A 13727-nucleotide genomic window follows, 5' to 3' on the forward strand; every position below is an offset into this window, starting at 1 on the left:
GGGCGCTAGTTGCGCAGGCGCTCAATAGCCTGAGCCAGCGCGACGTAAAGCTTGCCGACGTCAGAGGACAATAGCGTAACGCTGACCGCGCTGCCATCACGGGTGGCGAGCACGCCACGCAGCATCGCTTCAAAATCATGGATATAGCGGTTCACATGCTCGCGGAATTCGTCATTGCCGGAATATTGAGCGAGGATTTCGCGGACTTCCCTGTTGTCGAGCAGGCGAACGGCTCGCCGTGTGAAGATGCCGCGATCGCCTTTCAGATAAGCGGCCCACTCGGTGTCGGTAACGTCGTTGGACAGGATCTTGCCGACATCGATCGAGATGGAATTGAGCGATTCGGTTAGCTGCGCCACCCGCCGGGTGAAATTCTCGTCGCTGCTTTGCTCCGCCTTTTCCCTGGCGAACAGGATCCGCTGCTCCAGCTTCGTCGTCATATCCTCGATTGCGGCCAGCTGCTCGGTGAGATGGGCAGCGGTGGACTGTGTGGTCACAACCGCGCTTGATACCGCCTGTTCCAGCTTCGGTGCGATCGAGGCTATCTTGTCGTCGATAATCCGGTTCAACGCCTCTTCACTCATTTTTTCAAAAGCTTCGGTCGAGCCGGCGATGGTATTTTCAAATGCCTGGCGCGAATGTTCGGAGGCCTGTTTCGCGGTCTCTTTCACCCGCAGAAGCGCGTTGATCATCTTCTCGCCAGCGCTTTCGGCCAGCGATTCATTCTGCTCGCGCACAGCCTCTATGGCTTTGGAAATATCGTCAATCTGCTGGACGACCGACTTGCTTGTATCGTCACTCTTGTCGCGCAGCTTGCCTAGCTGCTCCTGCTGCTTGGTGATCGAATGGTCGGTCTGCGCAACCTGTTGTGCCACTCTGCCAGCGTCTTCCTGCGCCTTGCGCGCTTCGCGGGCGATTTGACTGTATAGTGCCAGACTTTCCTTCGATTTCTCCGACACTCGTTCGAAAGCCGTGGGCAGGGTCTCATCCATTTCCCGGGCGCTGCTGTCGAGCGCGACAAGCAATTTCTCCATCCGTTCGATCATGCCATCGGCGACGCCATAACCATTTTCGAGTGATTGCTGCAAAGCGGCGCTATTCTGTTCCATCGCCGTCATGGCAAAGGCCAGATTCGCCGTCTTTTCGCCGCTTTCATTATCAAGATTCTCGAGGTTATCGGCAATCTCGGAAATATGCTGATTGAGCGTCGTGGCCAGAGCTTTCAACCGGACTTCCTCTTCGTCGGCAATCTGTCCGGCTGAAGCCAGCGCTGCTTCCAGTGCATCCAGATCTGACCGCATAGCCAGAGCCGATTCCGAGGCTTCCGTGGCCAGTTGAGCGCGGGTCTTGTGAATGGCGTCCACGGTTTCAGCTGTCGTTTTATGCAACAGGTTGGCGAGCTGGTGAGAACCAGCCTCCGCTTCAGCAAGCTGTTCCGCCAGACTGGTTTTGATGCGCTCAGCTTCCGCGGCCAGGCTTTCCACCGACAGAGCTGACTTGTCCGTCAGTTCGGTGAGGCTCTTCCTTGCGGCCGTGCCGACTTCCCCGATCTTTTTGAGCGTCGAGACCATGGCCACCATTTCGTTCTGGGCGGTGCGACCGGAATTGCCGATCTGGTTGGTCACGTCCTTGGCGGTGCTGATGACTACCGGCAAATGTTCGCGCAATTGTTCGAGATTCTTAAAGGCAGAACCGCCTACGTCATCGAGCTTTTGCATCTGGCCAAGACCGTCATCGAGGGATTTCTTGATCAAACCAGCTGCAGTCGTGAGCTTGCGGGAAGACTGATCGCCTAAAAACTGCAGCTCGCGGCTTTCATGGCCCAGGAATTCGCGGGCCACACTGAGTTCGTTGTTGACTGTCTTCAACCGGGTCTCGAGCAATTCGGATTCCGCGCGCAAGGATATTGCGACATCGGCAAAGCGGTTGGCTTCGCGCGTGCTGTTGCGCATGTAGAGCAGATAGCCAATGCCAAGCGTTGCGATCGGCAAACACCATTGGACCAGCAGGTCGATTCCCGCCTTGGCCGTCGGTATTGTTGTAAAAATGTCGCGGTTGGCCCACAGGAAAAATCCGGTCCAACATGCGCCCGAAAGGACCAGCAACAATAGCGGCATATTATGGGAGCGGGCAGGGGGTGAAACTATATCGTCGGCATAATGGTTCCAGTCGCCTTCCGAAGTGCTGTCGCTATTTTGCTGATTTTCTTCGGGAAAATCATGCATTTTCGCTTCCTGGCCATGCGCTTCGCTTTCCACGCCTGCGGTTGTTTCTCCCTGGTCACTGTCAGGGCTTTCCCCCCGGTCGCGCCACATCCCGATAATCTTAGATTCACCTGCCATGGGGACTATTTAACACAATATCAGATCATAGAAACCATAAGTTAAGCATCTGGGGTGTAAGGAACAGAAATGTCATTTGATTATGGAGCTTTGGATGCCGCTCTGACGGCTGCAGTGGGGGACGATCAACCTCTTATTGCGGAATTGCGCGCAGCGTTTCTGGAGAGCGCGAAGCGGCAGGTCGACTTGCTGGGAAGAGCGCGTTGTGATGCCAATTGGGAATATGCCGCGTGGCGCCTGAAGGGGCTGGCCGCCAGTTTTGCTGCGACCAATATTCTGGAGCTGGCCGATGAAGCCGCCCGTTCCGCACCGGGCGATCCGGTAATATTGCGTAAACTGGAACGCGCGGTTTCCGCAGTCGAGGCCCATCGGGACTGATATCCCGTTTCTGCGGCGCCGAAGGCAGGACAATCGGCAGATTATCGCTTGGCATGTCCGGACGCCACCATCTATGGATGAAAACACCTTTTCTTTCCATCGTTCAGGACCCCAAAATTCGTGAAACTGGCACTGATTTCTCTGGCTAAAGACGATCTTGACGGGCACGGGCCGATAGCCCTGCTGCCGTTGTTCGCCGGTACTTTGCTCGATCTGCAGGTCAGTGCGGCGCAACGCTTCGGCTGCGAGAAATTCGTCTTTCTGTGTCCTGTCACCCACGGCGCGCTCTTGCAGAAGATCGACGCGATGAAGCAGCAGGGCCTCGATGCAGAATATGTCCGTAGTCCCAGTGACCTGGTGCAATATGCGAGCGATCAGAATCATATAATCTATATCGCCGACGGAATTCTTCCCAGCGAGGAAATTATCGATCAGTTGAGTGGCCCGCCCCAGGAACTGCTGTTCACTGTGCTGCATGCCGAGGAATATCAGGAGTTCGAGCGCATCGATCTCAACCAGCGCTGGCTTGGCATTGTCTCGTTCAACGCGGCGCGCCTCATTGCCATGATCGATATTCCGGATGAGTGGGAGATCGGTTCAGCCCTGCTCCGGACCGCGGTCCAGGCCGATTGTCCGCGCGCGATCATATCGGACCGGCGGATGGGTTCGGGAGCAATCGCTCACATCCAGAGTGAGATCAGCGCGGCTCAATTTACCCGGCGAAAGTTGAAAGAAATGCCCGCCGAAAGGGATAATTTTCTGAACCGCTTTCTTTTGCGCCCCTTGATCAAACGGAGCCTTCCCAAGCTTTGGGCAAGAAAAGCTGCGCCGCAATATCTTCAAATATTTTCTCTGGCTGCTGGATTTGCAAGCATAGTGACGGCGGTGTTCGGCTTTGCTGTGGCGTCATTATGCATATTTTTTCTGGGCAGCGTCGCGCAATTTACCCGCTCTTCCTTGGTGCAATTCGGCAGCGCCATCAAAATACAAGACTGGACAGCTTGGGTACTGGATTTGATTGTAGCAACCGTTGTAGCAATTCTTGTGGTGCAAGCGTCTGATGCGGCGACATTGGCACCCAATCTGGTGATTTTCATATTGCTGGTCGCGCATCTTGTGCTCTTGAGATTTGCGCCGGAAAACGTGCGTCTGGCGCTGACAAAACCGGATATTCGATTGCTTCTGCTGATCTTGCTCCTAGCATCAATTTTCGGGCCAATAACCTATGGTATTTACGCAGCGGCACTATATTCTGGCCTGACGCTCATAATCGACCGCTTTTTGAGCAGGGATTCGTCGAAAAGTCCCAAGCCTGACGACGCGTAGCGGTATATTCGGCTTATCGGCTTGTTAACCACATTGAGGTACGGCCTAGCCATGGCACAGCAAGTTTATCCGATGGACCGAACAAAGCACAACGATATTATCCGGCATGCGAGAGCAATGGCCAATAAAGCCTCTTTTGTGGCTGATGATTTTGCTCAGGCCCTGTTTCCCAGAACGGACGTGGTTTTCAATGACCGCATGCGTTCGAATGCGCAGCAATATTTGCGCAATGTCATCGGTCAGATAGAAAAGCGGATATGCCTGATCGCGACCCAGGACCTCGGTGTCAGCCAGGAAAAGCTTGTCGCAATCGCGCAGGGCGGCAATGGTCAGAGCTTCGGCTTGCTGAAACATTCCGGCTTGCTGAAAACTGCCGAAATCGTTCAGCATCTGTTTGTCAGAACCCAGCAGAGCGAGCTGGCTGCGCGATTGCTGCAGAAAATTTCACAAGAAGATCTTGAATTGACGCTGACCCGACATCTCGATCATGACGATCCTGCTGTCGCGGACGCGGCCATGGGACTTCTGGTAGCCCAATCCAAAACCACTGGTGCAGCAGGTGAAGTTGCCGCCAGTCTGGCAGATTTGCCGCCGGAAATCGTTTACGCCTTTGCCTGGCCAGTAACCGCAGCATTGGCCCGTCTGTCCGGTTTGTCTGGCTTGCAGCTGCAACAGGCGACCGAACGGCTGCTCACCGCGCATGACGAAAGCGCCGGCGTCGCGCGCAAGGCCGAACGGCTTGCCCAGTTGCTCGAACAATCGAAGACGGAAAAGGATCCTTTTCCCCATCCGATGCGGGACGGCCTGCCGCTGTTCGGCGCGCGTCTGGCCCGGAAATCCGGTTTGACCAGCGATCAGATCGTCGCTTTTACGGCCGAGCCGAATATGGTGCGATTTGTCGTTACGATGCGTGCGGCAGACTTTCCCGTGGCGGACGCATTGTCGATATTCGCGGCGCTTGACGGTGGCGACCAGATGCTGACTGCAGCAACCTATGGAGAGACTGATCAGGACCGGTCGTCGGCTCTGGTATCAAGCTGGGCATCACCGCATGCCTACCAAAATGCTGAGCGAATTCTGGGCAGCGACTTTCTGGGCGATCAGGGAGCATGACGACGGCGCGCCATTTGGCCGAGCCGGTGATGGGGCAGGTGGACGTTGATGGGTTGCTTCTGTCGGCGGATCCTCTGCTCATGCGCCTCCATTTGCGCTGTGGCGGCAAGGAAGGCGGGCCATTGGCAGTCCCCGAACTGGCGGAGCTATGCCGTCTCAGCCGGCGGCTAGGGATGAACCTCTCGCGTCCGGTCCAGGCATCGGACGATGACTGCCGCATCGAAATGTGGGTTGAAACACGTTTCGATTCACTGGAAAAGACAAAGCCGCTGAGCCTGTCGATCATCGACTGGAAAGAATATAGCCATGACGATAGCGGCAAAATTGATTCCGGCCGCGAGCGTGATTTTGACAGGTTGGAAGGCCGGGGAGCGATCAGGACTGACGCAGCCTTGCGAATCATTGCGCAGCAAATGCCCGGAGGCGCGGAACAGGATTCTGAGGGCATAGGTCAGTCTCTACTCGATATATATGATGTGATTCCACCTTCTGCGCATGCCAAATTGCTGGAGGCTGTGGCGGAGCGTCAACCGATCCGGAACCAACGGATGCGGCAAAGAAATGCAGCGCAGCGTTTGTTTGTCCTGCAAGGTTATCCATTGATCGACAAGGCGGGCCTGTTCGCCGGCTATCGCTTCATGGCAACGCCGGAGGACGCATTGGCTGATCCGGAAGCCAGTGAAACAAACGTGAAACGCGCGACCGGAAAACTGATCAGCGACAGTCTGTTCGGCATGCAACTGGGCCCGGCTCTGCGCCAGCCGCTCGGAAAGATCATTGCCAATGCCGAAACGATCAGTGGCAAGCTGGAAGGCCCGCTGCGCGGTGACTATGCCAGCTATGCCAAGGATATCGCCTCGGCCGGCCGCCATCTGCTTGACCTCGTCAATGATCTGTCCGATCTGGAAGCGATCGAGCGGCCGGAATTTAGCGTTGCCGGCGATGATATCGATCTGGTTGATCTGGCTCACCGTGCGGCAGGCCTGCTAGCGGTCAAGGCAGCCGACCATCAGATAAGAATAGAACTTCCGGACGAGGACGAAAAGGCGCCCGCGAGCGGCGAATTTCGTCGGTCGCTGCAAATTCTCGTCAACCTGATCGGGAATGCGATCCGCTATTCGCCCGATGGTTCCGTGATCAAGCTGTTTGTCTCTAATGAACCGGGATTTTCCAGGATTTCCGTTTCCGATCAAGGCGATGGTATCGCCGAGGAAGATCAAGCTCGGATTTTTGAAAAATTCGAGCGTTTGGGTCGATCCGGCGACGGTGGCAGCGGACTGGGCCTGTTTATCTCCCGCCAGCTGGCCCGGGCGATGGGTGGAAGTTTGGCCGTTGAGAGCAAGGCGGGCGAAGGTTCAACTTTCACATTGTCGCTACCAGAGCGGAAAAAGCCATAAAAAAAGGGGAGCGAAACGCCCCCCTTTTGCACAATTTCAATTTTTATCAGCGCTTGTCGATCGAGACATAGTCGCGTTTGGCCGGGCCAGTGTACAACTGGCGCGGACGACCGATGCGCTGGCCGGGATCGGAGATCATTTCGTTCCACTGGGCGACCCAGCCGACGGTGCGGGCCAGAGCGAACAGCACCGTGAACATCGATGTCGGGAAACCGATCGCCGAGAGGATGATGCCCGAGTAGAAATCCACGTTCGGGAACAATTTCTTGTCGATGAAATACGGATCGTTGAGCGCCATTTCCTCAAGCTTCAAGGCTACGTCGAAGACCGGATCCTTGACCTTCAGCGTTTCGAATACTTCGCGAACCGTTTCCTGCATCACCGATGCACGCGGATCGTAATTTTTGTAAACGCGGTGGCCAAAGCCCATCAGACGGAACGGATCGTCCTTGTCCTTGGCGCGCGCGATATATTCCGGAATGCGGTCGGGATGGCCGATTTCGTGGAGCATGTTGAGCGCCGCTTCATTGGCGCCGCCATGCGCCGGGCCCCAGAGGCAGGCAATGCCGGCTGCGATGCAGGCAAACGGATTGGCACCGGATGAACCAGCGAGACGGACGGTCGAGGTCGACGCATTCTGCTCGTGATCGGCGTGGAGGATGAAAATCCGATCCATCGCCTTTTCAATCGCCGGATGCACTTCATATTCCTCGGCCGGAACGCCGAAGGTCATGCGCAGGAAATTACCGGTATAGGACAGGTCATTGTCGGGATAGACGAACGGCTGACCGATCGAATATTTATAGGCCATGGCGGCAATGGTCGGCATCTTGGCGACCAGACGATGGCTCGCGATCATCCGCTGAGCGGGATCGTTGATGTCGGTGCTGTCATGATAGAAAGCCGACAATGCGCCAACCACACCGCACATGATCGCCATCGGATGGGCGTCGCGGCGGAAGCCCTGATAGAAACCGCGCAACTGCTCGTGCACCATGGTGTGGCGTGTGATCGTGTTAGTGAAATCGGCATATTCATCCGCCGACGGCAATTCGCCACGCAGCAGAAGATGCGCGACTTCCATGAAGCTGCTGTTCTCGGCGAGCTGTTCGATCGGATAGCCGCGGTGCAGCAATACGCCTTCGCCGCCGTCGATGAAGGTCAGTTCAGACTCACAGCTGGCGGTCGAGGTGAAGCCCGGGTCATAGGTGAAGGCACCGGTCTGGCCATATAATTTGCGGATATCGACGACATCGGGGCCCACAGTGCCCGTCAGAACCGGATATTCGTAATTTTCACCGTTGATGCTGAATTTTGCGTTATCGCCCACGATATTGTCCTTTCTGCTCCTGAAACTCAGGTTTTTTCTATTTGATCTGCAAGACGCCCCAAAGACTCTTCCTTGCCAAGAAGTATCAGGACGTCAAAAATTCCGGGTGAACTGGTACTTCCTGTCAGTGCAGCGCGCATAGGTTGTGCGAGCTTTCCCAACCCCAATTCGGCAGACTCTGCGATCGCTTTTATGACTTCTTCCGTGGCCTCGAGCGTCCAGTCTTCCAGATCGGTCAAGCCAAGATGAATCGATTTAAGCAGCGTCCGTGCGTCAGCGTCTAGCAGATTTTCTGCCCGTTCGTCGAGGCCAAGTGGGCGTTTTTTAAAGAGAAAAAGACTGGATTCGGCTAATTCGATCAGATTTTTTGCCCGGCTCTTCAAAACCGGCATCGCCTGACCGAGCAATTCGCTATCTGCTGATGATAATGTCCTGCCCAAATCCTTCTCGATCCACGGGGTCGCGAGCCGAACGAGGTCGGCATCATTTGCCTCGCGCATATAATGGCCGTTCAGATTCTGCAGCTTTTTCGTGTCGAAGCGCGAAGGCGATTTGCCGACGCCTTCCAGCGCAAACCACTCGATCGCCTGTTCCCGGGAAATGATCTCGTCATCGCCATGACCCCAGCCGAGGCGCAACAGATAGTTGAACATCGCGTCGGGCAATATGCCCATATCGCGATAGGCCTCGACGCCGAGAGCGCCGTGGCGCTTGGACAATTTTGCGCCGTCATTGCCGTGGATCAGCGGGATATGCGCATAGGCCGGTTCGGCCCAGCCCATCGCCCGGATCAGGGCGAGCTGGCGGAAAGCATTGTTGAGATGGTCATCGCCGCGAATCAGATGGGTGACGCCCATGTCATGGTCATCGACCACCACGGCGAGCATATAGGTCGGCGTGCCATCCGAGCGCAGCAGGATGAAGTCGTCGATCTCGCTGTTCTGGACCGAGACATCGCCTTGCACCATGTCAGCAATGGTTACCTTGCCAGAGGTTTCGGTTTTCAGCCGGATCACGAACGGCGCGCCTTCCGGGGCTTCAGACGGGTCGCGGTCGCGCCAGCGGCCGTCATAGCGCATCGGCTTTTTCTCGGCCCGCTGCTGTTCGCGCATTTCGGTCAGCTCTTCGGGTGTGGCGAAACATTTATAGGCATTGCCGGATGCCAGCAATTCATGGGCAACTTCAGCATGGCGTTCGGCGCGTTCGGACTGGAAGACGGTTTCGCCATCCCAGTCGAGGCCAAGCCATTCAAGCCCTTCAGAAATCGCATCAATCGCTTCCTGGGTGGAGCGCGCCTTGTCGGTATCCTCGATGCGAAGCAGCGCTTTGCCGCCGTGATGCCGAGCAAATAGCCAGTTGAACATCGCGGTTCGCGCGCCGCCAATATGCAGGAACCCGGTTGGGGAGGGGGCAAAGCGGGTTACGACCATATTTGTCTCTTTCGGCTGTTCAGCATCATTTGAATTCACGCTTGCAAGGTCCCTGTGATAGGTATTTGAAATGCGGGATGGATTGAGCCCGAATGGCACCTTAGGCACCGGTTCCGGTTCGACTGGCACCGCCCTTAGCACGCTGTTTCACCCGCGACAATTGTCTGATTTCCGGCGCGGGCCGCAACTCCCCAAATTGATTGAAATGCAGCTCGAGAAGGAGCGGGACCAGCTTCCCTTATGGGTGCCGGTGGCGCTTGGCTGCGGCATTGCGTCCTGGTTCAATCTGGCCAACCCCGCCTGGTGGCTGGCGTTTATAAGTCTGTGCGGCGGGCTCGGCCTGATTGCGGTCATGAACGGGCGAGATACGCGCGCAGGCAAGGCTTTATTCTGGTTCGCGCTGCTGGCCGCCATAGGCTGCGCGCTGATCTGGCTGCGTTCATGGAGCGTCGCTGCGCCGGTGCTGGAACGACCAATTGTCGTCACTTTCAACGCGGAGATCGAGCGGGTCGAGCCGGTTTTAGCGCGCGATATGGTGCGGCTGACGCTTGGCACCGGCGAAAATCCCGAATTGCCGCCGCGAGTTCGGGTGAATGTGCCGCTTGACCGGGCCAGTCCCGATTTGCAGGACGGTGCCCTGATCCAGCTGCGCGCCCGGCTGATGCCACCGGCGATGCCGGCGCTGCCGGGGGCCTATGATTTTTCCGAAAGGGCCTGGTTTCAGGGGCTCGGCGCGACCGGCCAGGCGCTGGGCGCTATTCAGATATTGCGCCGCGCCGATCCGCTTTTCGCGCTGTCGCGATACCGACAACAGCTCTCGGCTCATGTACAGGCGCGGATGGCCGGCGCTGCCGGTGCGATTGGCGTGACCCTGGCCACCGGGGATCGCGGCGCGATTGCCGAAGCGGATGCCGAAGCGATGCGGCGCAGCGGGCTGGCGCATCTGCTCTCGATCAGCGGGCTGCATGTCACTGCGGTTGTCGGGGCGATTTATCTGATGGTGCTCAAAAGTCTCGCTCTCTCACCGACACTGGCGCTGCGCTTTCGGTTACCGGTCGTGGCGGCCGGATGCGCGGCGCTGGCGGCGGTCGCCTATACCTTGTTGACCGGAGCGCAGGTGCCGACGATTCGGGCCTGTGTCGCGGCCTTGCTGGTGCTGGTGGCGCTGATGATGGGGCGCAGCGCGATCACCTTGCGGATGGTCGCTGCCGGCGCGCTCTTCGTGTTGATTTTCTGGCCCGAATCGCTGGTGGGACCGAGCTTTCAGCTCAGCTTCGCGGCGGTTACCGCGATCATTGCGTTGCACGAGCATCCGCAGATTAAGGCGCTGGTCATGCTGCGCGAGGAAAATCTGTTGCGCCGCGCCGGACGTTTTATTTTTGCGCTGTTCCTTACCGGGCTGGTGGTGGAAATCGCGCTGATGCCGATCGCGCTCTATCATTTTCACAAGGCGGGGCTTTATGGCGCATTGGCCAATATCGTCGCTATCCCGCTGACAACATTCGTGATCATGCCGCTGGAGGCGCTGGCTCTGGTGCTGGACAGCGTGGGTCTTGGCGCGCCGGTCTGGTGGCTCTGCGAGCAGGCGCTGAGCAGCCTGATCGGGCTTGCCCATTTTGTCTCGAGTAGACCCGGCGCGGTGACGATGTCGCCGACTATGCCGGTGCTCGCGTTCGGATTGGTGCTGCTTGGCGGGCTGTGGCTTTGTCTGTGGCGAGAACGCTGGCGTTATCTGGGGGCGATTCCGGCGATGATCGGAGCGCTGTTGATCGCCAACACCCGCGCGCCCGATATCTATATCACCGGCGACGGCCGCCATGTCGGCATTCGCAACGATCAGGGCGAGCTGGCGATGTTGCGCACACGCAGCGGTGATTTCATTCGCGACATTATCCGGGAAAATGCCGGAGTAGAAGGGGAATCGCAGGCGCTGGAAGACTGGACGAATGCCGATTGCAATGCTGACAGCTGTCTGGTCACTTTGCGCACGGACGGACGTGACTGGCATATATTGGCGACCCGCAGCTCGCATTATATTTCCGCTCTGGCTCTGTCCGCAGCCTGTCGCCGCGCCGATATCGTCGTCAGTGATCGGTGGCTGCCGGCAAGTTGCCAGCCGCGCTGGCTGAAGGCTGACCGCAACCTGCTGTCACAGGTCGGCGGCATGACCATCGATCTGGAAAGGCAGAAAATATCCACCGCGCTCGGCTGGACCGGCAGGCATATATGGACCCGCTATCGCTCCGTCAGGAATGGTGGTAACGACAGCGGCAGGCCGGATCAGTAGCGGCGCAGCAATCCGGCCATCTTGCCCTGGATGCGCACTTCGCCTTCGCCATAAATCTGCGGCTCATAGGCGGCATTGGCGGGATCGAGGCGGATGCTCCGGCCATCCTTGCGGAGATATTTCAGCGTCGCTTCTTCCTCGTGGATCAGCGCCACAACAATCTCGCCATCGCGCGCGACTTCGGTTTTCTGGATCAGCGCATAATCGCCATCGAGGATACCCGCGTCGATCATCGAATCACCGGATACTTCCAGCGCATAATGCTCGCCGGGGCCGAGCAGGGCGGCAGGAACGCTGAGCGCCGACTGGCCTTCCATCGCCTCGATCGGCGCGCCGGCGGCGATGCGGCCGTGCAGCGGGATTTCCAGGACATCATTATTGGCAGCCGGAGCAGGATTGGAAATGACTTCGCGCACCGGCGTTTCCGGGTGCAGCGAGACAACATTTGATGGGGCCGCTTCCTGCACGCCACCTTCCGGCAGTTTCAACACTTCCAGCGCCCGCGCCCGGTTGGGCAGGCGGCGGATGAAGTGCCGCTCCTCGAGCGCGCTGATCAATCGGTGAATGCCGGACTTGGACTTGAGCCCCAGCGCTTCCTTCATTTCCTCGAACGAGGGGGAAACGCCGCTATCCTTGAGTTTTTCATCAATGAAGCAGAGGAGTTCATGTTGCTTTTGCGTGAGCATGTCCAGTGTCCTGTTCTGGGAACGAATAAAGAACAATTAAGAAACAAAACGGGGGAAGTCAAGCGGGAAAGCACACAGGGTCCGGGCTGTTGAAGCGCGACGGCAATCCTTGCAGCGACAGCGCGGGGAGCGCGAGGACATATTATGTATGCATAGCCTGCCAAGCAGGTTGTCGAGCAGTGTCCAGCGGACTATTGATCAGCCCAATGCGCGCTTAAACCTGATTTGTTCTGATTTTAGTGGGGGCTCGGGCTCTTTCAGAGGGCGTTCCGCTTTCAGATTGCGTTCTTCGGCATTCTCGACACGGTTCCGGCCGCTCGACTTGGCCCTGTAGAGCGCAGCATCGGTTCGCGCGAACAACTGCTCATATGTCTCCCCATTACGGGCTGTGGCCACGCCAAAACTCGCAGTCAGACGGACATCGTTGCTCAGGCCGGAATGCTCGAGACTTTCGAATGCCCGCCGGATTCGGTCGGCCGACTGCTCTGCAGCGTTATTCGGGCAATTCCAGATGGCGATGCAGAACTCCTCTCCGCCGATTCGGCCGGCCGTGTCACATCCACGCACCATGTTTCCGATGAGTTTGCCAATGCCCGCGATCGCCTGGTCGCCCGCCTGGTGCCCCCAAATGTCGTTCACTTTCTTGAAGTGGTCGATATCGACTACCACCAGGCTCAGTGGCAGTCCCTCCGTCTGCGCACGTGGGAGAAGATTTCGCATCGACTCTTCAAACGCACCCCGGTTGCACAGCCCGCTGAGCGCATCACGCTCACTGCTTTCCCGCAGCGAAGTCGTCCATTCGGCGATTGTCGCACCGATCAGAACCGTGGCGGTGGTCACGCCTTTCACTCCGAGAACAAGCCCGATTAGGGAATAATAGATCGAGTCCCGATAGACCTCGGCCGGAATCGCCTGCTCAAACAACAGGGTCAAGGTTGGTCTTAAGAGGAAATCGGCAGCATGAAACGCCATGACCGCGATGATCGCAACATCGAACACTTTGCGGCGCCGCGCGGTGAGGAGCGTCGTCACGCCCATGGCGAACATGACACCGTAGCCCATATTGACGATGACCAGCCGCGAAGCGACTTCGTTGGATAAGCTGACAGCCACTCCCAGCACCAATGCGCTAATGAGGTAAACGACTGCCATGCTTCCTAGATGAAGCCGCTGCCCGGCGCGCTCGCAGACCGAAACCAGCATCACCGTCGTGCCCATAGTGTAGAAAAACTGCGTCAAATGGAAGACGTAGAAAGCATCAGCAGGCAGCAAATGGGTGATCAGAAATCCCGCCGCAGAAAGGGTGAAGGCAATGCCGTAGCCGAGCACGTGACGCTTCATGCGTCCTACTCGCCAAAGCACTGCGAAGGTCGCCGCGAAAAATAGCACCATGAGCGGTGTTACCAGTCCAAGAATTTGCGTCTGCATCGACCCTTAG

Annotated in this window: 10 protein-coding genes; 5 read left to right on the plus strand and 5 right to left on the minus strand. The window is 57.4% G+C overall.

Going from position 1 to position 13727, the window contains the following annotated elements; translation table 11 throughout:
* Positions 1 to 5: 5 nt before the first annotated feature.
* Positions 6 to 2342, minus strand: coding sequence for a hypothetical protein (locus AZE99_RS06195; protein WP_156472120.1), 2337 nt, complete (start codon positions 2340 to 2342; stop codon positions 6 to 8).
* A gap of 69 nt (positions 2343 to 2411) precedes the next feature.
* Here AZE99_RS06195 and AZE99_RS06200 point away from each other — a divergent pair, with 69 nt between their 5' ends.
* From AZE99_RS06200 to AZE99_RS06215, 4 genes are all read left to right on the plus strand, one after another.
* Complete coding sequence (locus tag AZE99_RS06200; RefSeq protein ID WP_067198944.1) at positions 2412 to 2720, plus strand: hypothetical protein; 309 nt, start codon at positions 2412 to 2414, stop codon at positions 2718 to 2720.
* Positions 2721 to 2840: 120 nt separating this feature from the next.
* Positions 2841 to 4046 (plus strand): hypothetical protein, encoded by a 1206-nt coding sequence (locus AZE99_RS06205; RefSeq protein ID WP_067198945.1) that lies wholly within the window; start codon positions 2841 to 2843, stop codon positions 4044 to 4046.
* A gap of 117 nt (positions 4047 to 4163) precedes the next feature.
* Entirely contained in the window at positions 4164 to 5159 is a 996-nt protein-coding gene (locus AZE99_RS06210; RefSeq protein ID WP_156472122.1) for a hypothetical protein, read from the plus strand.
* On the plus strand, positions 5156 to 6556 hold the full coding sequence (locus AZE99_RS06215) for a sensor histidine kinase (RefSeq protein WP_067198948.1): 1401 nt from the start codon (positions 5156 to 5158) through the stop codon (positions 6554 to 6556). Before AZE99_RS06210 ends, AZE99_RS06215 begins: the two co-directional genes overlap by 4 nt.
* Before the next feature lie 46 nt (positions 6557 to 6602).
* On the opposite strand, the gene AZE99_RS06220 is transcribed toward AZE99_RS06215, so the two are convergent.
* Together AZE99_RS06220 and gltX are read right to left on the minus strand one after the other, a co-directional pair.
* On the minus strand, positions 6603 to 7886 hold the full coding sequence (locus AZE99_RS06220; RefSeq protein ID WP_067198950.1) for a citrate synthase: 1284 nt from the start codon (positions 7884 to 7886) through the stop codon (positions 6603 to 6605).
* A 26-nt stretch (positions 7887 to 7912) separates the two neighbouring features.
* Positions 7913 to 9316 (minus strand): glutamate--tRNA ligase, encoded by a 1404-nt coding sequence (gene gltX / locus AZE99_RS06225; RefSeq protein WP_156472124.1) that lies wholly within the window; start codon positions 9314 to 9316, stop codon positions 7913 to 7915.
* A 70-nt stretch (positions 9317 to 9386) separates the two neighbouring features.
* On the opposite strand from gltX, the gene AZE99_RS06230 reads away from it, so the two are divergent.
* On the plus strand, positions 9387 to 11603 hold the full coding sequence (locus tag AZE99_RS06230; RefSeq protein ID WP_082788268.1) for a ComEC/Rec2 family competence protein: 2217 nt from the start codon (positions 9387 to 9389) through the stop codon (positions 11601 to 11603).
* On the opposite strand, the gene lexA is transcribed toward AZE99_RS06230, so the two are convergent.
* Together lexA and AZE99_RS06240 are read right to left on the minus strand one after the other, a co-directional pair.
* A complete protein-coding gene (gene lexA, locus AZE99_RS06235; protein ID WP_067198953.1) occupies positions 11597 to 12289 on the minus strand; it encodes a transcriptional repressor LexA in 693 nt (230 codons plus the stop codon). The genes AZE99_RS06230 and lexA overlap by 7 nt on opposite strands.
* Positions 12290 to 12487: 198 nt before the next feature.
* The gene (locus AZE99_RS06240) at positions 12488 to 13717 is read right to left on the minus strand and encodes a GGDEF domain-containing protein (RefSeq protein ID WP_082788269.1); all 1230 of its coding nucleotides are present in this window, start codon (positions 13715 to 13717) and stop codon (positions 12488 to 12490) included.
* Positions 13718 to 13727: the final 10 nt, after the last annotated feature.

It is taken from the genome of Sphingorhabdus sp. M41, assembly GCF_001586275.1.
In the GTDB taxonomy this organism is placed as follows: domain Bacteria; phylum Pseudomonadota; class Alphaproteobacteria; order Sphingomonadales; family Sphingomonadaceae; genus Parasphingorhabdus.

Excerpts from the sequence above, each read along its gene's own strand:
- AZE99_RS06195 (WP_156472120.1), bottom strand. The coding sequence starts at position 2,342 with ATGGCAGGTGAATCTAAGATTATCGGGATGTGGCGCGACCGGGGGGAA.
- AZE99_RS06200 (WP_067198944.1), top strand. The coding sequence starts at position 2,412 with ATGTCATTTGATTATGGAGCTTTGGATGCCGCTCTGACGGCTGCAGTG.
- AZE99_RS06210 (WP_156472122.1), top strand. The coding sequence starts at position 4,164 with ATGGCCAATAAAGCCTCTTTTGTGGCTGATGATTTTGCTCAGGCCCTG.
- AZE99_RS06215 (WP_067198948.1), top strand. The coding sequence starts at position 5,156 with ATGACGACGGCGCGCCATTTGGCCGAGCCGGTGATGGGGCAGGTGGAC.
- gltX (WP_156472124.1), bottom strand. The coding sequence starts at position 9,316 with ATGGTCGTAACCCGCTTTGCCCCCTCCCCAACCGGGTTCCTGCATATT.
- AZE99_RS06230 (WP_082788268.1), top strand. The coding sequence starts at position 9,387 with ATGCGGGATGGATTGAGCCCGAATGGCACCTTAGGCACCGGTTCCGGT.
- lexA (WP_067198953.1), bottom strand. The coding sequence starts at position 12,289 with ATGCTCACGCAAAAGCAACATGAACTCCTCTGCTTCATTGATGAAAAA.
- AZE99_RS06240 (WP_082788269.1), bottom strand. The coding sequence starts at position 13,717 with ATGCAGACGCAAATTCTTGGACTGGTAACACCGCTCATGGTGCTATTT.